17 protein-coding genes and 1 pseudogene are annotated in these 19,844 nt (G+C 74.9%); 9 read left to right on the forward strand and 9 right to left on the reverse strand.

Going from position 1 to position 19,844, the window contains the following annotated elements; all coding sequences use genetic code 11:
• The first annotated feature begins 44 nt into the window (after positions 1-44).
• From ACQPYX_RS07200 to ACQPYX_RS07210, 3 genes are all read left to right on the forward strand, one after another.
• Positions 45-1,748, forward strand: coding sequence for a class I adenylate-forming enzyme family protein (locus ACQPYX_RS07200; RefSeq protein ID WP_433802220.1), 1,704 nt, complete (start codon positions 45-47; stop codon positions 1,746-1,748).
• Positions 1,749-1,798: 50 nt separating this feature from the next.
• Complete coding sequence (locus ACQPYX_RS07205) at positions 1,799-2,251, forward strand: MaoC family dehydratase (protein ID WP_433802221.1); 453 nt, start codon at positions 1,799-1,801, stop codon at positions 2,249-2,251.
• A 221-nt stretch (positions 2,252-2,472) separates the two neighbouring features.
• The gene (locus tag ACQPYX_RS07210; RefSeq protein WP_433802222.1) at positions 2,473-2,631 is read left to right on the forward strand and encodes a DUF6131 family protein; all 159 of its coding nucleotides are present in this window, start codon (positions 2,473-2,475) and stop codon (positions 2,629-2,631) included.
• A 235-nt stretch (positions 2,632-2,866) separates the two neighbouring features.
• Here the strand turns inward: ACQPYX_RS07210 and ACQPYX_RS07215 are convergent, their stop codons facing one another.
• The 4 genes from ACQPYX_RS07215 to ACQPYX_RS07230 form a co-directional block, all read right to left on the reverse strand.
• On the reverse strand, positions 2,867-3,424 hold the full coding sequence (locus tag ACQPYX_RS07215) for a GNAT family N-acetyltransferase (RefSeq protein ID WP_433802223.1): 558 nt from the start codon (positions 3,422-3,424) through the stop codon (positions 2,867-2,869).
• A gap of 85 nt (positions 3,425-3,509) precedes the next feature.
• Positions 3,510-4,763, reverse strand: coding sequence for a M23 family metallopeptidase (locus tag ACQPYX_RS07220; protein WP_433802224.1), 1,254 nt, complete (start codon positions 4,761-4,763; stop codon positions 3,510-3,512).
• 115 nt (positions 4,764-4,878) lie between these two features.
• On the reverse strand, positions 4,879-5,517 hold the full coding sequence (locus ACQPYX_RS07225) for a response regulator (protein WP_433802225.1): 639 nt from the start codon (positions 5,515-5,517) through the stop codon (positions 4,879-4,881).
• Positions 5,505-7,256, reverse strand: coding sequence for an ATP-binding protein (locus tag ACQPYX_RS07230; RefSeq protein ID WP_433802226.1), 1,752 nt, complete (start codon positions 7,254-7,256; stop codon positions 5,505-5,507). Before ACQPYX_RS07230 ends, ACQPYX_RS07225 begins: the two co-directional genes overlap by 13 nt.
• A gap of 199 nt (positions 7,257-7,455) precedes the next feature.
• Between ACQPYX_RS07230 and eat the strand changes: the two genes are divergently transcribed.
• The 3 genes from eat to eutC are packed head-to-tail and all read left to right on the forward strand — an operon-like array spanning position 7,456 to position 10,981.
• Complete coding sequence (gene eat, locus ACQPYX_RS07235; RefSeq protein ID WP_433802227.1) at positions 7,456-8,868, forward strand: ethanolamine permease; 1,413 nt, start codon at positions 7,456-7,458, stop codon at positions 8,866-8,868.
• The gene (locus ACQPYX_RS07240) at positions 8,865-10,244 is read left to right on the forward strand and encodes an ethanolamine ammonia-lyase subunit EutB (RefSeq protein ID WP_433802228.1); all 1,380 of its coding nucleotides are present in this window, start codon (positions 8,865-8,867) and stop codon (positions 10,242-10,244) included. Before eat ends, ACQPYX_RS07240 begins: the two co-directional genes overlap by 4 nt.
• Positions 10,241-10,981, forward strand: a complete 741-nt coding sequence (eutC, locus tag ACQPYX_RS07245) for an ethanolamine ammonia-lyase subunit EutC (RefSeq protein ID WP_433802229.1) — start codon at positions 10,241-10,243, stop codon at positions 10,979-10,981. Before ACQPYX_RS07240 ends, eutC begins: the two co-directional genes overlap by 4 nt.
• Before the next feature lie 13 nt (positions 10,982-10,994).
• Here eutC and ACQPYX_RS07250 read toward each other — a convergent pair whose 3' ends face one another.
• Positions 10,995-11,714, reverse strand: coding sequence for an SGNH/GDSL hydrolase family protein (locus ACQPYX_RS07250; RefSeq protein WP_433802230.1), 720 nt, complete (start codon positions 11,712-11,714; stop codon positions 10,995-10,997).
• A 64-nt stretch (positions 11,715-11,778) separates the two neighbouring features.
• Positions 11,779-12,048 carry a DUF2277 domain-containing protein gene (locus ACQPYX_RS07255; RefSeq protein ID WP_433802231.1) on the reverse strand — a complete coding sequence of 90 codons (270 nt, stop codon included), beginning with the start codon at positions 12,046-12,048 and terminating at the stop codon, positions 11,779-11,781.
• A gap of 157 nt (positions 12,049-12,205) precedes the next feature.
• On the opposite strand from ACQPYX_RS07255, the gene ACQPYX_RS07260 reads away from it, so the two are divergent.
• Complete coding sequence (locus ACQPYX_RS07260) at positions 12,206-13,381, forward strand: hypothetical protein (RefSeq protein WP_433802232.1); 1,176 nt, start codon at positions 12,206-12,208, stop codon at positions 13,379-13,381.
• A 79-nt stretch (positions 13,382-13,460) separates the two neighbouring features.
• On the opposite strand, the gene ACQPYX_RS07265 is transcribed toward ACQPYX_RS07260, so the two are convergent.
• Positions 13,461-14,882, reverse strand: a complete 1,422-nt coding sequence (locus tag ACQPYX_RS07265; protein WP_433802233.1) for a phytoene desaturase family protein — start codon at positions 14,880-14,882, stop codon at positions 13,461-13,463.
• Positions 14,879-16,741, reverse strand: a complete 1,863-nt coding sequence (locus ACQPYX_RS07270; protein WP_433802234.1) for a DUF3556 domain-containing protein — start codon at positions 16,739-16,741, stop codon at positions 14,879-14,881. Before ACQPYX_RS07270 ends, ACQPYX_RS07265 begins: the two co-directional genes overlap by 4 nt.
• A gap of 131 nt (positions 16,742-16,872) precedes the next feature.
• On the opposite strand from ACQPYX_RS07270, the gene ACQPYX_RS07275 reads away from it, so the two are divergent.
• Complete coding sequence (locus ACQPYX_RS07275; protein WP_433802235.1) at positions 16,873-18,252, forward strand: PucR family transcriptional regulator; 1,380 nt, start codon at positions 16,873-16,875, stop codon at positions 18,250-18,252.
• Here the strand turns inward: ACQPYX_RS07275 and ACQPYX_RS07280 are convergent.
• Positions 18,207-18,800: pseudogene (locus tag ACQPYX_RS07280) on the reverse strand (DUF3159 domain-containing protein); the annotation flags it as partial. The gene ACQPYX_RS07275 and the pseudogene ACQPYX_RS07280 sit on opposite strands and share 46 nt — an antisense overlap.
• A gap of 182 nt (positions 18,801-18,982) precedes the next feature.
• On the opposite strand from ACQPYX_RS07280, the gene ACQPYX_RS07285 reads away from it, so the two are divergent.
• The gene (locus ACQPYX_RS07285) at positions 18,983-19,831 is read left to right on the forward strand and encodes a helix-turn-helix transcriptional regulator (RefSeq protein ID WP_433802236.1); all 849 of its coding nucleotides are present in this window, start codon (positions 18,983-18,985) and stop codon (positions 19,829-19,831) included.
• The last annotated feature ends 13 nt before the right edge of the window (positions 19,832-19,844 follow it).

Below are 19,844 nucleotides of genomic sequence, written 5' to 3' on the forward strand. Positions count from 1 at the left end.
TCTTGATTAAAAGATACGGGGCGACGTTCAGGAGTGGGTGCCGCATGACCGAGAGCCTCGACGACCGCCGGGATGCGCTGCGCCGCCGGTTCCCCGTGTGGGACCCGATGACCCTGCACGAGCGTCTCGCGCAGGTCGCGGCGGAGTTCGGCGAGCGCCCCTTCGTCATCACCGACGACCGCACGGTCACCTACGCCGAGACCGACGCCTGGTCCCGTCGGCTCGCCGACGGGCTCGCCGCGCTCGGGGTCCGACCGGGCGACCGCGTCGGCATCGTCATGGCCAACTACCTCGAGTTCGTCCCGCTCAAGTTCGCCGTCGCCCGCGCCGGTGCGGTGGCCGTGCCGTTCAACTACCTCTACCGCACCGACGAGCTGCGCTACGTCCTCGAGCAGTCGGCGTGCCAGGTCCTCGTGACCATGACCGGCTTCATGGGCCTCGACCAGCTCGCGATGCTCGACGAGATCGCCCCCGGCTGGGACCGCGGCGAGCAGACGGCGCTGCCGGAGCTGCGCGACGTGGTCGTGCTCTCCACCGACGGCCGCACCCGCGAGGGTGTCCGCTCCGTGGCCGACCTGGAGAGCCTCGGCGCCGCCCACACCGGCGCCTCCGACGGGCGGGGCGCGGAGCCCGGCGACGTCGCCGACATCCTCTACACCTCGGGCACCACGGGCTCGCCGAAGGGCGTGCTGATCACCCACGACGCGAGCCAGCGCACCGGCTACGCCTCCGCCCTGACCCGGGCGTTCGAGGACGGCCGGCGCATCCTGTTCTCGCTGCCCTGCTACCACATGTTCGGCTACGTCGAGGGTCTGATGGCCGCGATGATGGTCGGCGGCGCGATCGTCCCGCAGACCGCCTTCGACCCGGGTCGCTACCTCGAGGGCATCGAGCGGCACCGCGCCACCGACATCCTCTGCGTCCCGACGATGACCGTCGCGCTGCTCGAGCACCCCGACCTCGCCACCCGCGACCTCTCCAGCCTGCGCGCGATCCTCTCCGGGGCCGCACCGGCGCCGGTGTGGCTGTGGGAGAAGGTCCGCGACGGGCTCGGCGTCGACGAGATCGTCACCGGATACGGCATGACCGAGCAGGGCGGCGCGATGACCCTGTCCCTGCCCGAGGACCCGCTGGAGGTCATGGCGACGACGGTGGGCCGGGTCAAGATGGCCGGCGTCGCGGGCATCCCGGAGCGCGACGGCGACCTCACCGAGTTCCGCACGATCGACGTGCTCGACGGCGACCCGCTGCCCGCCGGCGAGGAGGGCGAGCTCGCCGCGCGAGGGCCGACGAACATGCTCGGCTTCTGGGGCAAGCCGGAGGAGACCGCCCTGGCCCTCTCGGACGACGGGTGGGTGCGGTCCGGGGACCTCGGCATCGTCCGCGAGGACCGGTACCTCGTGCTGACCGGGCGCAGCAAGGAGCTCTACAAGTCCGGCGGCGAGCTCGTGATGCCCAAGGAGGTCGAGGAGGTGCTCTCCCGGCACCCGGGCGTCAGCCAGGCCTTCGCGGTCGGCGTGGCCGACGACCGCTGGGGCGAGATCGGCGTCGCGTGCATCGTCCGGAAGCCGGGCGCCGAGATCGAGGCCGAGGAACTGCTCGCGCTCTGCAAGGAGCAGCTGGCGCGGTTCAAGGTCCCGCGCCGGGTCGTGTTCCTCGCCGCCGAGGAGCTCCCCAGCACCCCCACCGGCAAGATCCAGAAGTTCCGCCTCGCGCGGATGGTGGCGGAGCGGGCGACGGTGCCATGATGGGAGCAGATTTTAACCGAGGTTAGAACATCGCACGACGAGGAGGGCCGATGAGGACGTTCGCCGGGATCGACGAGGTGGCGGCGGCCGTGGGAGAGACCCTCGGTCCGGGGGAGTGGGTGACGGTCGACCAGAAGACCGTCGACACGTTCGCCGACGCGACCGGGGACCACCAGTGGATCCACGTCGACCCGGACCGCGCCGCGCAGGGGCCGTTCGGCGGCACCATCGCCCACGGCCTGCTCACGCTCTCCCTGCTGCCGGTGCTGCTCGCCGGGCTCTACCGCATCGACGGCGTGCGGATGGGCGTGAACTACGGCTTCAACAAGGTCCGGTTCCCGGCGCCCGTGGCCGTCGGCGCCCGGGTGCGGGCCACCGCGACGATCGCCGAGGCGACACCGCTCGAGGGCGCCGCGCAGATCGTGGTCGCCACCGTGATCGAGATCGAGGGCGGGTCCAAGCCCGCGTGCGTCGTCGAGAGCGTCGGGCGCTTCTACGCCTGAGCGGGGATCGGGGCCTCGTCCTGATCCTCAGGAGGGGGCCGTTCGCCGAGGACGGGAATGATCGCGTTGACCCGTGCGCGCTGGCGCGCCACGCGACCGGCGCAATTCGGTGCGGATCCGTAACCGATCAGTACCGCTGAGCGAGGGAATTCGTTGTCGGGCCATCAGGATGGAGCCACCGTCCTGTCCGGCGTCAGTCGCTCCTCACCGCGGAGGAATTCATGATCATCCTGGGCATCATTCTCATCGTCGTCGGCTACGTGGCACCCGTGCCGGCCTTCGTCGCCACCATCGGCTGGATCCTGCTGGTGGTCGGCCTGATCCTCACCATCCTCGGCGCCGTCGGGCGCGGGGTCGGTGGGCGCAAGACGTACTTCTGATCGCGCGTCGCGGGCCCACCTCCGGGTGGGTCCGCGGCCGATCGGCGGCCCGCCGCTCCGAGAGCGCGAGTGCGGCGATCTGTGTCAGCGGTGACGCATTCCGCCGCACTCGATCATCAGCGCAGGCGGCCCGGCCGGAAGGCACGGACCGGCTGTCTGCTCAACCGGCCCGTGCTCCGGTCCCGGAATACCCGCCTCGACGCCATTCCATGGCGCGCCATCTCATCCCCGCGCGTCAGATTTCCTGGCCGTTGCGCTCCAGCGGGCCCGCCGGCCACGAGTCCATCGTCGCGAGGACCGGCAGCACCATCCCGTTGCGGCGGTCGTGCTCGACCCGGTGGTCGATCCCGATCGAGCACAGGTCGGTCCCGGTCAGGGCGACCCAGCCCGAGCGCTCGTAGAAGGGCCGCAGTTCCGGACCGCACGTGAGGAAGCCGTGCGGCACCGCGAGCTCGGTGAGCGCCCGCCGCACCTCGGCCATCAGAGCCCCGCCGAGCCCTCCGCCCTGATGTCCGGGGTGCACCGCGACGAGCCCGACGTCGCCGACGAGCAGCGGCCCGGCGGGGGAGCGCAGGAACCGCCGGATCACCCCGGCGTGCGCCACCAGTTCTCTGCGCTGCCACCCGAGTACCCGGAGCTCCGGGCGGGCCCCCGCCCAGCTGTGTCCCGGGGCGAACACGGTGGTGGTGGGCGCGTAGCTGCACGCCAGCAGCCCGCCGACGACCTCGTGGTCCTCCGGGCCGAGGTGGGTCTCCCACGCGAGCTGCCACTGCGTGCTCGGCGTCCCCGTCACCCGGCTCCTCCCGCTCGTCCGGGGCCCGAGCCTACTCGCGGGAGGACGAAAGGTCCGGTCAGGTGGGCGTGAAAGGTCCGGTCATTCAGTTCGCCGCCGGCGGCGCGGGGAAGGACACGGCGCTGTAGATCAGGGGCAGCTCCCCCGAGCGCGGGCCCGCGGGCGGCTCCGCGACGAGCGCCTCCGGGGTGACCGTGCCCTGCCACGTGAACGTGTCGATCTCGAACGGCAGGTTCGTCGCGGAGAGCGGCTGCGAGGAGTCCATGAGCTGGAAGTGCAGGTGCGACTCGCTGGTGTTGCCGGAGTTCCCGGTGCGGGCGAGCTCCTGGCCGCGCCGCACCCGGTCACCCACCTTCACCTGCGGCGAGCCGGTCTTCAGGTGGGCGTAGAACGCGTACGCGCCACCGCCGATGTCCAGGATGACGCGGTTGCCGCCGAGGTCGGACACCGCGAGCGGCAGGAACTGCCCCGGCTGGGCCTCCGGCAGGGCGCCCTCCACCGCCACGACCGTGCCGTCGGCGACGGCGAGCACGGGCTGGTCGAAGGTGAAGTAGTCCTCGTTGCGGGCCCGGTCCCCCCGGAAGGTGGCCTGGGTCCCGGCGGCCAGGTCGACGATCGGCCGGGCGGTCAGGTCGAAGCGGGACCAGTCGACGGCGTAGCGCTCGCCGCCGTTGATGCGTCCGCCGAGCGGCACCATCGCACCGCGGTGCGGCGAGAGCTCGCAGCAGGCGTTCACCGCGACCCAGTCGGGCCCGGTCAGCGGGGGCCCGACGACCCTCGGTGCGGGCCCGTCGATCCGCACCGGTCCGGTGATCTGCTCGCTCTGCGCGGGGAAGCCGGAGGCGAACTCGGCCTGGTTCGGCGGCAGCGGACCGTAGGTGGCGCGCACGCGGTGCACGACGGAGGCGGGTACCGCCTCGCGGGTGTCGTGGACGTCCTCGAGGATCAGCAGGGCGGTCCGCCCGGCCGGCACGTCGACCGCGGGCGCCGGGGGCAGGGTGTAGTCCCCGAGGACGAGAGTGCGCGCGACGACCTCCGGACCGGCGATCGCGCCGACCACGCGGCCCGTGGGCCCGTCGGCGAGGGACTCGACCGAGGTGATCGTCGCGGCGCGCGGGCCGGCGTTGAGCACCTGCAGTTCGTAGACGACGTGGAAGCGGCCGTCGGTCCCGCGGACCGGGGACGGCGACTGCGGCACGGGCGTGATCACCAGCGGTTGGAACACCGGTGGGTCCGGCGGCCCGGGCTGCACCGGTGCCGCCGCGTCCCCGGCGGCGGGGGCGCAGGCGGCGAGGAGCGCGAGCGCGGCGAGAACGGTCGCGAGACGGGCACCACGCATGGTCGGCTCCGGGCGGGTCGACGGGCAGGATCGGCTGCCCGTCGACGCTAGGCAGCGTCGGCCCGGGAGCCCATGGACCTGGGTCCAGGGGTGGGGGAGGGACCCGGGTCGGGGCTCACCCCGTGAGGTAGCGGACGACGGCCAGCACCCGGCGGTGGTCGTCGTCGGTCACGGCGAGCCCGAGGGCGTCGTAGATGCCCGACGTGTGCGCCACGACGGCCTTCTCGGAGATCCCCAGCCGACGGGCGATGCCGCTGTTCGTCCGGCCCTCGGCGATCAGGGCGAGGACCTGGCTCCGCCGCGAGCCCAGCGCCTCGATCGCCGGGGCGGACCGCGAGAGCATCGCGGCCGCGACCTCGGGATCGAGCGCGGTCCCGCCCGCCGCGACGCGGTGCAGGTCGGCGCAGAACCCGGCGCTGTCCGCGATGCGGTACTTGAGCAGGTACCCGACGCGCGCGGCGTCGGTCCCCAGCAGCTCGCGGGCGTACCGGTGCTGCACGTACTGCGACAGCACGACGACGCCCGTGCCCGGCATCGTCGCGCGGACCCGCAGTGCGGCCCGCAGGCCGTCGTCGGCGTGGCGCGGCCGCATGCGGATGTCGGTGAGCAGGAGGTCGGGCCGCAGGGCACCGACCAGCTCGACGACCTCGTCGGCGTCGGCGGCGCTGCCGGCGACCTCGATCCCGGCCCGTTCGAGGACGAGGACCAGGCCCTCGCGCAGGAGCGCCTCGTCCTCCCCGATCACGACCCGCACGGCACCTCCACCACGAGCCGCGTCCCGCGGCCCTCCGGGCTCTCGACGAGCATGCTGCCGCCGAGCGCGCCGACCCGGTCGCCGGCCCCGCGCAGACCCGCGCCGCCCCCGACCCGGGCGCCGCCGACGCCGTCGTCGTCGATCTCCACGCGCAGCCGGTCGCCGACGCGCCCCACGCCGACCGCGACCTTCGTGGCCCGGGCGTGCTTGACCGCGTTCGTCACGGCCTCCACCACCACGTGGTAGACCGAGCTCTCCACCGTCGGGGGGAGTCCGTCGTCGGCCCCCTCCTCGGCGGAGAGCAGCAGCGGCAGCGGGCTGCGGTCGGCGAGCTCCTCGATCGCGGCGACGAGGCCGCGCTCGATCAGCAGGGTCGGCAGCACCCCCTGCACGAGGTGGCGGAGCTCGGTCACGGCCTCCTCGATGCCCCGGCGCACCGCCGCGAGCGACCCGGCCTCGTCCACCGACGCCGCCGACGCGGTGATGGCGAGCAGGACGAGGCGGCTCTGCAGCCGGTCGTGCAGGTCCCGGGCCAGTCGGCGGCGCTCCTCGTCGCCGGCGACGAGCAGGCGGGCGCGCGAGGCGCGCAGCTCGTCGCGGGTCGCGGTGGTCTCCGCCGCGAGCCGTTCCCGCTCGGCGGCCAGCACGACGATCCGCCCGGCGGACCGGACGGGGCCGGGGTCCGGGTGCAGCGACCGTTCGACGATCACGACCGCGATCTCCCGGTTGCCGAGATCGACCGGTACCGCGAGCCGGTCCGTCCCCGGGGCGGGGAGCGCGACGGCGACGCCGGACTCGTCGACCCAGAACGGGTCCGGTTCCTCCGGCAGGTCGATCCGGAAGGCCAGCGCCAGCGAGTCGTCGCCGAGGGCCCGGGCGAGCCCGTCGCGCAGGTCGCCGTCGCGGACGGGCCGCGCCACCCACGCGGCGAGCTCCTCCAGCTCCCCGGTGCGCGCGAACCCGCCGCGCAGCATGGCCACCCCGAACGCGACGGGCACGCCGGACTGCACGAGCAGCTGGGCCAACGGCACGACGACGGGGTGCACCCCGGCGTACCGGGTGAGGGCACTGAGCACGGAGATGCCGAGCACCGCGACCGCCCCGTAGGCGTAGACCGGCAGCAGCGCCCGACGCCGCTCCCGGTCGGCCGCGACGAGCCGCCGCACCAGCACCGTCGCCACCGCGGCGAGCAGCACGGTCGCCGCCACCGACTGGGCCAGGGTGGCCGCCTCGGCCACGGCCGGGCGGTCGGCGACGAACAGCGGGCCGTAGGGCGGATCGAGGGGCGTCGCGGCGTACCGCACGGGCTGCGGTGCGATCGCGACGACGTAGCCGGCGCCGGCCAGGACCCGCACCCCCGACCCGCCGAGGACCCCGGACGGGAACGCGAGCAGGGCGTGGAGCACCACCGCGATCGGCAGCCAGGCGGCGACCTGACCCACCGCGATCAGCGGCGGCACCAGCGTGTTCACCAGGCCGGCGGCGAGCCAGGCCAGGCCGCCCGCGACGAGCAGCGGCCCGGTCCGGTTGCTCGGGCGCCGCGCCCACGCCACCGCCCCGACGCCGGCGAAGACGACACCGGTCAGCGGCAGCAGCACGAGCAGCGCGTAGGGCGCCTCGCGGCTGCCGATCAGCAGCACCATCTCGATCGCGGCGAGGAGCACGACCGCCGCCCCGAGGGCGGTCAGGGCGAGCCGGAGCGTGCGCGTCGCGCTCGACCGACCGCGAAGCGGGTGCACACGGTCACGGTGGCACGTCGCCCGATCGGCGTCGAGCGGGCGCGAGCCCGGCGTCCGGACGCGGCCGTTGCGCCGGGTGTCGGCACCGCGCGGTCGTTTTCGCCGGATTTACCCGACGGTGCTTCTCGCGACCTCACGCGGTTCCTACGGTTCACCCACCGCCGGCACCGGGACCGGCCCGAGCAGGACGGAGCCGGCGATGACGACGACGGGAGCGGGTCCGGACGCGGACGACGAGTACCTGGCGAGACGGCAGCTGCGCAGCGGCGCGGCCGGCTGGGTCCTGCTGGCGGGGCTCGGCGTCAGCTACGTGATCTCCGGGGACTACTCGGGCTGGAACTTCGGGCTCGCCGAGGGCGGCTTCGGCGGCCTCGCGATCGCGGGCGTCGTCATCGCCGCGATGTACTTCGCGATGGTGCTGGGCATGGCCGAGCTCTCCAGCGCCCTCCCGACGGCGGGTGGCGGCTACACCTTCGCGCGGCGCGCGCTGGGCCCGTGGGGCGGGTACGCGACCGGCACCGCGATCCTCATCGAGTACTCCATCGCCCCGGCCGCGATCGCCACGTTCATCGGGGCCTACGTCGAGTCGCTGCAGCTGTTCGGGATCACCGACGGCTGGTGGGTCTACCTCGCCGCCTACGTGATCTTCGTCGGCATCCACCTCTCGGGCGCCGGCGAGGCGCTCAAGGTCATGTTCGTCATCACCGCCATCGCCGTGGTCGGCCTGCTCGTCTTCGCGATCGCCGCCGTCCCCCTGTTCGACCCGGCGAACCTCGTCGACATCCCGGCCACCGACGCCGTCGGCGCGAGCGCGGCCCTCCCGTTCGGGCTGCTCGGGGTCTGGTCGGCGGTGCCGTTCGCGATCTGGTTCTTCCTCGCCGTCGAGGGGGTGCCGCTCGCGGCGGAGGAGGCGCGCGACCCGCGCCGGGACGTGCCCCGCGGCATCGTCGTGAGCATGCTCGTCCTCGTGGTGACCGGCGCCGCGGTGCTGGTGCTCTCGACCGGCGCGCTGGGCGCGCAGGCGCTGTCCGCCTCGGGGAACCCGCTCGTCGAGGCGCTCGGCACGGGGGTCGCGGCCACCGTCGTCAACTACATCGGGCTCGCAGGCCTGATCGCCAGCTTCTTCTCGATCATCTACGCCTACTCGCGCCAGACGTTCGCGCTCTCCCGCGCCGGCTATCTGCCGCGGGTGCTGTCGGTGACGAACTCCCGGAAGGCCCCGACGCTGGCGCTGGTCGTGCCCGGCGTGATCGGCTTCCTGCTCACCTTCACCGGCGAGGGGGCGACGCTGCTCAACATGGCCGTGTTCGGCGCGGCCCTGAGCTACGTGCTGATGATGGTCAGCCACATCGTGCTGCGCCGCCGCGAGCCCGACATGCCGCGCCCGTACCGCACGCCCGGCGGCACGGCGACCACCGGCTTCGCGCTCGTCGTCGCCTGCATCGCGGTGGTCGCCACGTTCCTCGTCGACACCGTGGCCGCGCTGTGCGCGCTCGGGGCGTTCGCGCTGTTCATGGCCTGGTTCGGCTTCTACTCGCGCCACCACCTGGTCGCGTCCGCGCCCGACGAGGAGTTCGCCGCGCTCGCGGCCGCCGAGGAGGCCCTCAAGTGACCCGACGGATCACGCTGTCCGGGCACACCTACGAGTTCGCCGACCTCAAGGCCCTGCTCGCGGCGGCCACCCCGGAGCGCTCCGGGGACGCCCTCGCCGGGGTCGCGGCCGCCTCCGAGCAGGAGCGGGTCGCGGCGCAGTGGGTGCTCGCCGACCTGCCGCTCGCCACCTTCCTCGACGAGCACGTCGTGCCCTACGAGGACGACGAGGTGACCCGGCTGATCGTCGACACCCACGACGCCGCCGCGTTCGCGCCGGTGGCCGCGATGACGGTGGGGGAGTTCCGCGAGCACCTGCTGCGCCCGGAGACCGACACGGTGGCCCTGCGCGCCGGGCTCACCCCGGAGATGGTGGCCGCGACCAGCAAGCTGTGCCGCGTCCAGGACCTCGTCTCGGTCGCCCGGCGCACCCCCGTCGTCACCGCGTTCCGCTCGACGATCGGTCTGCCCGGCACCCTCGCGACCCGGCTGCAGCCCAACGACCCGACCGACGACCCGCTCGGCGTCAGCGCCGCCATCGTCGACGGGCTCCTGCACGGCTGCGGCGACGCCGTCATCGGGATCAACCCGGCCACCGACTCGCCGCGGCGCACCACCGACCTGCTGCACCTGATCGACGACATCCGCGAGCGCTACGCCATCCCCACCCAGAGCTGCGTGCTCGCGCACGTCACCACCACGCTGCAGATCCTCGAGCGCGGCGCCCCGGTCGACCTCGTGTTCCAGTCGATCGCCGGCACCGAGGCGGCCAACGACGGGTTCGGCGTGACGCTGGACCTGCTGCGCCAGGCCCACGAGGGCGCGCTCGCGCTGGGCCGCGGCACCGTCGGCACGCAGTGCATGTACTTCGAGACGGGGCAGGGCTCGGCCCTGTCCGCCGACGCCCACCACGGCGTCGACCAGCAGACCCTGGAGGCCCGCGCCTACGCCGTGGCGCGCGCGTTCGACCCGCTGCTGGTCAACACCGTCGTCGGGTTCATCGGCCCGGAGTACCTGTTCGACGGCAAGCAGATCATCCGCGCCGGGCTGGAGGACCACTTCTGCGGCACGCTGCTCGGCCTGCCGATGGGCGTGGACGTCTGCTACACCAACCACGCGGAGGCCGACGCGGACGACACCGACGTCCTACTCACCCTGCTCGGCGCCGCCGGCTGTCCGTTCGTGATCTGCGTCCCGGGCGGCGACGACGTGATGCTGCACTACCAGTCGCTGTCGTTCCACGACGCGCTCTACGCCCGGCAGACCCTCGGCCTGCGGCCCGCGCCGGAGTTCGCCGAGTGGCTGGCGCGGATGGACATGATGACCGACGACGGCCGCGTCCGGGAACTCACCGCCGCCGACGCCGGCCTGCGGGTCCTGACGGCGGGTCTGCGATGAGCACCGACCCCCTCGACGCCCTGCGCCACGCCACCCGCGCCCGCGTCGCGCTCGGCCGGGCCGGCGACGCCATGCCGACGGGCCACCTGCTGACCCTGCGTCAGGCGCACGCCGCCGCCCGCGACGCGGTGCACGACCCGCTCGACGCCGAGGCCGTGGCCGCGGAGATCTCCGCCGAGCTCGGCGTCGGGGTGTGTCGCGTGCGCAGCGCCGCGGAGGACCGGTCGCGGTACCTGCAGCGCCCCGACCAGGGCCGCCGTCTCGCCGCGGACACCGAGCTGCCGCACGGCGAGCACGACCTCGTGATCGTCGTCGGCGACGGGCTCTCGCCGCTCGCGATCCGCCGGCACGCCGTGCCGATGCTGCGCGAGATCCTCGCCCGGCTCGACGGCTGGCGGCTGGCCCCGGTCGTCGTCGCGACCCAGGCCCGGGTGGCGCTCGGCGACGAGATCGCGACGGCCGTCGGGGCCCGCAGCGTCCTCGTCCTCATCGGGGAGCGGCCGGGGATGAGCTCGACCGACAGCCTCGGCGCCTACTTCACCTACGACGCGCGCCGCGGGCGTCGCGACTCCGAGCGCAACTGCCTGTCCAACGTCCGCCCGCCGTACGGCGTCGACTACGCCCCGGCGGCCGACACGCTCGCCATGCTCATGGCCGAGGCGCGCCGGCTCGAGCTCTCGGGGACGGCGCTCAAGGCCGACCCGGCCCTGGCGGCCGCGGAGCCGGAGCCGTCCTGAGGACGGGTCGGGCTCAGAGCCCGGCCGCCGTCAGGGCGGCGTCGACCCGCTCGGCCATGAGCCGGTGCCCGGCGTCGGTCGGGTGGATGCCGTCGGCGCCGATGAGTCCGGCCGGCCGGGCGAACCACCCGTCGGCGACGGGGTCGATCCAGGTCGCGCCCGCGGCCGTCGCGGCGTCGCGCACCGCGTCCCGGATCGCGCGCACCGGCGCCGGCTGGGTGCCGTCGGACCAGATCGGGCCGATGACGACGAGCCGCGCCTGCGGGGCCCGGGCGCGGAGGTCGCGGTAGAGGGCGGTCGCGGCCGCGCCGACCCGGTCCGGCGGTGAGGACGCGTCGTTGCGCGAGCCCTCCACGACGACGAGTCGTGGCCCGGCGGCGAGGGCCGCGTCGAGCTGGGCGGGTTCGTAGGGCGCCGTGCCGGGCGGGGCGGCGACGTAGCCGGTGCCGCCGATCGCGGTGGAGGTGACCGCCCAGTCCCGGGACGCGGCGAGGAGCGAGACCCAGTTCGCGGCCCCCGTCCCGCCCTGGGCGGTCCCGGTGGTGAAGCTGTCGCCGATCACCGCGACCGGTGTGCTCGGCCGGGAGCTCCCGGCGAGGGTCGCCGTGGCCACCCGGGCCTCGTCGGCGCGCCGCTGCTCGGCCGCGCTCTTCGCGCTGATCGCCACGAGCAGGGCGGCGAGCAGGGCGAACACCGCGACGGACAGGACGATCGTGCGACGGCGACGGGCCATGGCTCCCCCGGACGAACCTTTCGTTGGTACGAGTGGACGTCGCGCGTTACGCCGTTTGCGTTACTCAGCGTCCGTAGCGCTCGCGGGATCGTTCGCGGGCCTTGGCCGCCTCGACCTCGCGGTCCTTCGGCGGAGCGGTGGTGACGAGCTCGTCGAGCAGGGTGCGGGTGCTCGCCGTGATGTCGGCGACCGCGCGGGCGAAGGCCGCCTCGTTCGCCTTCGACGGGCGCGCGGTTCCGCTGATCTTGCGGACGAACTGCAGCGCGGCCTCGTGCACCTCGTCCTCGGACGCCGGGGGCTCGAAGTTGTGCAGGACCCGGATGTTGCGGCACATGTCCGCGATGGTGCCCCACGGAGGGTGAACGGCGGGAGGGCCGCGCACCGCCGTACGTCCGATGACCGAGCGGGCCGTCACCCGGAGGGTGCAGCGTCGTTGCCTCCGTATCGACGCATCACGCGGCACCGGCGCCGCAGGAGTGGGAGGTCCGGCCATGTCCGTCCCGGCACGCGGGCTCGCCCGCCACCTCGTCATCGCCGGCTCCGTCACCGCGGGGCTGATCGGCGGAGGGGCGGCGGCTCTCGCCGCGCCCGCCGCGCCTGCCGCGGGCGGCCAGACGATCCCGGCCTCGTGCGGCAGCACGGTCACCGCGAGCCCCGGCGACCAGGTCCGCATCACCTCGCGGACCGGCAAGCCCTACAACGTCAACGTCACCACGCAGTCGCCGTCGACGCAGGTGTGGTCGGCGGGCCCGCTCTGCCAGGTGCGGGTCAACGCCGTGCAGCGCGCGGTCGCTCCGGCCGCCGTGACCCCGGTGGCGCCGGTCGCGCCGGTCGCGCCGGTCGCGCCGGTCGCCCCCGTCGCCCCGGCCGCGGGTACCACGCCCGCCGCCGGCGCGCTCCCGCCGGTCGCTCCGGTCGCGCCCGCCCCGCTGGCCACCGCGCCGCGTGCCACGGCGCCGTCCGCGCTGCTCAGCCCGTCCTTCGCCGGCGCCCCGGCCGGTGTGGCGGCCCCGGGCCTCGCGCCCGGGTACGGGTCCGCCGCCCTGCCCCCGGTGGCCTCCGGCCCGGCCGTGACCGACCCGTCGACCGCGGTCGACCGCACCGCCGAGGGGCGCCCGGACACCGGCGAGGGCCCCTCGGACGTGCCGCTGGTGCTCGGCGCCCTCGCCGTCGGCGCGGCGGCCGCCGGCGCGATCCGCTACCGGATGCTGCACCGCCGGATGACCGCGGACCAGCCCGCCACGCCCGAGCCCGCGCCCGTCGCCGAGGGCGGCCGCCACGCCGCCCCCGCCGTCTCCGCCGCGGACGACGAGCAGGTCACGCAGCTGGCGCCGGTCGAGGCCCCCGCCGTCGTCGAGGCCCCCGTCGCCGAGCCGTGGGCCGACCAGCCGTGGGCCGACCAGCAGTGGGCCGACCAGCAGTGGGCCGACCAGCACTGGGCCGACGAGCGCTGGGCCGACGCGGCCCCCGTCCGCGCGAGCTTCGAGCCGGCCCCGTGGGCGCCCGACCTCGGGCCGACCGCCTACGTCCCGGAGGTCCCGGCGTTCGAGCAGGCCGACACCACCGTGGTCGCGCAGTTCGACCCGAGGTCGTCGTCGGCCGGCGACGACGTCGACGCGTTCGCCGACACCACGGTCGTGGAGCGGATTCCGGCCGGACGGGTCTGAGCCCGCACGACGTCCCGCCGGAACCGGTGCCGTCGGCACCGGTTCCGGCGCACGGCACCGGGTCCCCGACCCTGCCGACCTACCGGGACCGCAGCTCCGCGAGCGCCCGGTGCGCCGCGTGCCAGCCCGCCATCCCGTGGGCGCCCGGCCCCGGGGGAGCGGCGGCCGAGGCCAGCCAGTGCCCGGGGAGCCCGGTGGCGTAGGGGTCGCGCAGCGGCCGCGGGCCGAGGGCGAGCTGCACCGGGTCCTTGGCGCCGGCCAGGATGTCGCCGCCGACCATGGTCGCGTTGGTCGCGGCGAAGCCCGCCGTCGTCGTGACCGAGAACCCCGTGACGCGTGCCCGGAACCCGGGCGCGAAGCGCTCGATCTGGGCGGTGACCAGGGCCTCGACCTCGGCCTCGGAGCCGGGCCAGCCGAGCGGGACGTGCGCGTAGGCGTAGACCGGGTGGACCGGGCCGCGGGCGCGGGACGGGTCGGCGACGGACTGCTGCCCGACGAGCACGAACGGCCGCCGGGGCAGCTCCCCGCGGTTCGCGGCGGCCTCGGCGGCGGCGATCTCGGCCGCGGTCCCGCCGAGGTGGACCGTGCCGGCCCGTCCGACCTCCGGAGCGGTCCACGGCACGCCGCCCTCGACGGCGTAGTCGACCTTCACCGAGCCGATCCCACGGCGGAACCGCCGGTAGGCGCGGCGGGTCGCGGGCGGCAGGCGGTCGCCGAGGATGCGCAGGACCGAGGCCGGGTCGAGGTCGTGGACGACCACGTCGGCGCCGGCCAGCTGGTCGGCCGACGTGACCCGGACACCGGTCTCGACCGTCCCGCCGAGTTCGGCGAGCCGGGCGACGAGCGCGTCGGCGATCGCCCGGGAGCCGCCGACCGCGACCGGCCAGCCGGCGTGGTGACCGGCCGTCAGGATGCCGAGCCCGATCGCGGAGGAGAGCGGTTCGGTGTGCGGGCGCATCGCGTGCGCGGCGACGCCGGCCCACAGCGCCCGGGTGCGCTCGGTGCGGAAGACCCGCCCGAGCACGGCGGCCGGGAGCACGGTGGGGGCGCCGAAGCGGGCGAACAGCACGGGCCGACGCGGCACGTGGACGACCGGCCCCAGCAGGTCGGGCGCCAGGTCGGGGTAGCGCCGCGACGGCCCGGCGACGAGGGCCCGGTAGCGCCCGCCGTCGGGACCGAGCCCCGCCGCCGTCGTCGTGACGGAGCGGTGGAGCAGCGCGGCGGATCCGTCGTCGAGCGGGTGGGCGCAGTCGATCTCGGGCCACGCCCAGCGCAGTCCGTGGGCCTCGAGACCCGCGAGCGCGGGGGAGTCGACGGCCATCGGGTGGAAGCCCGAGCAGTGGTCGACGAGCAGTCCGGGGCCGAGCGGGGCGTGCGTGCGGGTGCCGCCGCCGACCTCGGGCTCGGCCTCGAGGACCGTGACCGAGCAGCCGGCGGCGGCGAGCACGACGGCGGCGGCGAGCCCGTTGGGCCCGCCGCCGACCACCAGAGCCGTGCTCACGCGGGCAGTGTCCGCGATCCCTCGGGGACCGGCGCGGCGGAGGCGGCCGCCGGGTGGGTGGGGGCCGGGGCCGGCGCCTCCGAGTCCGCCCGACGCCAGGTCGGGTGCAGCGGAATGGGCCCGTCCGGCAGCCACGGCTGCGCGTCGACGGCGTCCTTGACGCTCCACCAGCCGCGCTCGACGACGCCGAGCGCCGCGTCGATCACCTGGTACTCCTGGATGCCCTTGTGGATGGGCTGGGACTCGACCCAGGCCACCACGAGCTCACCGGGCGCGAAGTGGCAGCGGCGCTGCAGGGCGGCGATGAGGTCGGCGTTGTGCAGGTGACCGTCCCCGAAGTTGAAGCCGATCACCGAGTTCGCGGCGAACTCCGCCTCGCGGACGGTGTAGCGGTCGACGTCCGGGACGTGGGTGAGCAGCAGCGAGAACAGCCCGCGGCCCTGCGAGTGCATGGAGCGCCAGGCGGCGGTCTGCTGCATGGTCACCTCCGCGACGAGGGGCTCGTAGCCCAGCGCCTGCAGCTGGTGGACCTGGTTGCGGCACGGCCGGACGACCGCGTCGAGCTTGTCCTCGCAGCCCGGCGCGAAGGCCCAGAGGGCGGAGGCCCAGTTGCCGGCGTACTGCCGCATGGACGGGGTGAAGGCGACGAGGTCGGGGCGCAGGTTGCCCAGGACCGGGAAGAACACGAGGCCGGCGATCAGCGGGACGAGCAGCCAGGCCGGGTCCATGTCCCACACTGCGAAGCCCGCCTGGTTCGGGTGGCCCGCGAAGAGCGTGACGGTGCCGAAGGCGAAGAGCAGGTTCCACTCCAGCGGCACGGCGAGCGGGAACGTGGAGGTGATGAACAGGTGGAAGACCACCATGAGCGTCACGGCCGCGAGGGTGAGCGTGGTGTTCGTCGAGAACAGCAGGACCAGGGGCGCGACGATCTCGACGGTGGTGCCGCCGATGTGCGCGAGCGCGGCGCCGGCCTTCGAGGGGCGGATGTCGCGCGGGAAGTCCCGGTAGTTCAGCCGGCGCAGCCACCGGGTGGGCACGCACGGGCTGTTCGACACCATCGGCGGGACGACGTTGGAGAAGTGCCGACCGAACTTCGAGCAGCCGGCGCCGATCCACACCGACACGATGAGCACCTTGAGCGCCACGACCATGTCGACGAAACCGTTCGCGCCGACGACGCCGACCAGCGAGAAGATCACCAGCGCGGGCGCGTACTGCTCGATCCGCGAGGCGATCGCGATCGTCTTGTCGCGCAGCGAGGTCAGGGCGAGCAGCACCAGCGGCGCGATGAACAGCGCCGGGGAGACCAGGCCCGAGGTGTTGTCCGGGAAGACCGACGAGAGCGACGCGCTCGGGACGCCGGGCAGCACGACCGGCAGGAACAGCGTGACCAGCAGCGCGAGGTAGAGCGCGACGTCGAGCGGGGTGCGGGTGTCACCGCGGGTCAGCGGGACCTTCCCCGGCCACGGGGGCATCCGGATGGTGCCGACGCGGGCCCAGAACAGGACGCTGCCCGTCATCGGCTTGAACTTGCCCGCGATCGGTCCCCAGGAGCCGGCGAGGCCGAGCGTCTCCAGGAACATCGTCCACGCGATGGCCTTCTGGTAGACGATCGGCTCGGCCCACCAGGAGCCGACGTCCCACACGGGCCCGAGCCCGCTCGTCCACGTGATGAGGAACGACCCGATGCCGAGATAGAGCACCACGAGTTTCACGACGTAGGTCGTCGGAATCATCTTCGGCGTGCCGAATCCGTGGTCGACCCAGTGCAGGGCCAGGACCTTCATCCGTTCCATCAGCGGTCTCTGCAGGAATTCCGCCGGCTCGACCGGCGGGAAGGTCCCTGTCGTGAATCCCATGTGCGCTCTCTCCTCCCGACTGCGGCGAAACGGTAGGGAGAGGCTGTGATCGGGACCATATTCTCCGGTCACGAAGCTCCGGCGGACCGTTGTGCCGGCAGCACAACCGGTTCTGGCTAGGCTCCGCCGGCATGGAGCACGTCGACGTCGACGCCGTCGTCGCCGCGGTGGCCCGCCGGATCGCCACCGGCTTGCCGGTGCTGACCCGCGAGATGACCGAGCACTTCGTGGAGGTCATCCCGGAGTTCCGGCACGACGACGCCGTGCGCGAGCTGATGGTCTCGAGCACCGCGGCGAACCTGTCCGCGATCGTCGACCTGCTCGAGCACGGCATCGCCGTCGACGGCCTGACGGTGCCGGCGGCCGCGGCGGAGTACGCCCGTCGCTTCGCCCAGCGCGACCTGTCCCTGGAGGCCCTGCTGCGGGCCTACCGTCTCGGAGAGCACCGGTTCGTGCAGTGGGCGCTGCGCGGGCTGGGCGAGCTCGACCTCGACGCGCGGACGGTCCTCGCCGCGGCCGCCGAGCTCGGGGCGCGGACCAACCGCTACATCGACCAGGTCATCGAGGGGCTCATCGACATCTACGAGGAGGAGCGCCGCACCTGGGACGCCCGGTCGGACGCCGCGCGGGCCGCGACGATCCGCGCCGTGCTCGCCGCCTCCGACCTCGACGTCGGCGCGGCCGAGGAGACCCTCGGCGCCCCGCTGCGCGGGTGGCACCGCGGCGCGGTGCTCTGGGCGCCCGAGCCCGGACCGGAGATGCGCGCCGTCGAGGCCGACCTCGTCGGCGTGGCCGGGCGGGTCCCGCTGTCGGTCCTCGCCGAGCACGACTGCCTGTGGGTGTGGTGGAGCGCGACGACCCGCCCCGCGGTGCGTCCGGCGGCGCTCGCGCGGCTCACGGCCGCCCACCCGGGCCTGCGCGTCGCGCTCGGCGGCTCCGGTGCGGGCCTCGCCGGGTTCCGGACGAGCCACCGGGAGGCCTGGCGGGCCCGCGCGCTCGCCGAGCTGCGGCCCGACGGGCCCGCGGTGGTCGACTACGACGAGGTCGCCCTCCCGGCTCTGCTCGCCGAACACCACGAGGACCTGCAGGCCTGGCTCCGCCGCACCCTGGGCGGGCTCGCCGCGGGCGACGAGGCCACGGGCCGGCTCCGCGAGACCCTGCACGCCTACCTCGCCGCCGACCGCAGCTCCTCCGAGGCGGCGGGTCGCCTGCACCTGCACAAGAACACCGTCCACTACCGGCTGCGCCGCGCCGAGGAGGTCCTCGGACACCCGGTGACCGAGGGCCGGCTCGACGTCGAGGTGGCGCTGCTGGTGTGCCGCCACCTGGGGTGGCCGCCGGTCGACCCCGTGGCGCAGGCGTCCACCGCGGCGTCGGCGGGTCAGGCGGGGGACGCGGCGGTGGTGATCGCGCGCCGGGCGGCGACGAGCGTGACGGCGGCGAGCAGCGCGAAGACGGGGGCGGCGGCGACGCCGAGCGCGGCCAGGACCGCCGGCTGGTCGTCGAGGTAGGCCACCACCCGCAGCACGAGGTTCACGGCGTGGAACGCGGCGCCGGCGAGCGTGGCGAGGGTGTAGACGCGCAGCAGCGCGCCGTGCGAGCGCCAGTCGTCGGGGCCGCCGACGAGGCGGTTGAACAGTGTGCCCGCCACGGGTCGGCGGACCAGCACCGAGCCGAGGAAGACGACGAGGAGGGCGGCGGGCAGGAGCGTCGGCAGCAGGAAGAACGCGCGGGCCTCCCCGGAGACGGCCGCGACGGAGGCACAGACCCCGGCGACGGCGAGCCCGATCAGCACGCCCCGCAGCGACTCCCGGCGGGCGAGCCGGAGCCCGGCCGCGGCGGGAGCGGCCACGGCGAGGGCGACGAGGGCCCAGGTGAGCCCCGCGACGGCGTCGGCGACGACGAAGGCGACGGCGGGCGTGGCGGCGACGAGGATGCCGGCCGTCCCGCCGGAGCGGGCGAGGCTGCGCCGCAGCGCGCCGCCGAGGGTCTCCGGGCCGTGCTCCTGGCTCTGCTCCTGCTCCTGCTCCTGGGCGGGCGGTGCGGGGTCGGTCGTCATGGGTCCTCCGCGGTCGGGGTGGGTGCTCCCGACGGTGGCCCCTCGGCCCCGGCACAACCACGGCCTGCCGATCCGTGGCTCGCCCGTCCACTTCGTCCCGCCACGGGGGGATCGACGATCCGTGGATCTCGTTCGGCGGGGCCGGTAGGAACGCGGGCAGCGGCTGACGAGAGGACGCGCGGATGATCGACCGGGCCGGGCTGGCGGACTTCCTCCGGCGTCGCCGCGAGGCGTTGCAACCCGAGGACGTGGGCCTGGCCCGCGGTCCGCGGCGGCGCACGAGCGGGCTGCGGCGCGAGGAGGTGGCCGCGCTGTGCCACATGTCGACCGACTACTACTCCCGCCTCGAGCGCGAGCGGGGCCCGCAGCCCTCCGAGCAGATGATCGCGTCGATCGCGCAGGGACTGCACCTCGCGCTGGACGAGCGCGACCACCTGTTCCGGCTCGCCGGGCACCGGCCGCCCGTGCGCGGCACCACGAGCGAGCACGTCGCGCCGGGCCTGCTGCGGATCCTCGACCGACTCACCGACACCCCGGCCGAGATCGTCACCGAGCTCGGCGAGACGTTGCGCCAGACCCCGATGGGCGTCGCCCTGACCGGCGACACCACCCGCTACACGGGGCCGGCGCGCAGCATCGGCTACCGGTGGTTCACCGACCCCGCCACCCGGGCGCTCTACGCCCCCGAGGACCACGACCTGATGTCCCGGCGGTACGTGTCCGGGCTGCGCGGGCTCGCCACCCTGCGCGGCCCCGAGTCCCGGGCCGCGTCCCTCGCCGAGCTCCTGCTGCCGCACAGCGAGGAGTTCCGGCAGCTGTGGGAGTCCCACGAGGTGGCGGTGCGCCCGTTCGACCTGAAGCGGCTCGTCCACCCCGAGGTGGGCCTGCTCGAGCTGAACTGTCAGACGCTGGTCGACCCCGTCCAGTCCCACCTGCTGCTGGTCTACACCGCGGTCCCCGGCAGCGAGAGCCACGAGAAGCTCGAGCTGCTGTCGGTCCTGGGCCCCCGGTCCCTCGCCCGGGAGCAGTAGCGGACCGGGACGG

It is taken from the genome of Actinomycetospora sp. CA-084318, assembly GCF_050955885.1.
In the GTDB taxonomy this organism is placed as follows: domain Bacteria; phylum Actinomycetota; class Actinomycetes; order Mycobacteriales; family Pseudonocardiaceae; genus Actinomycetospora.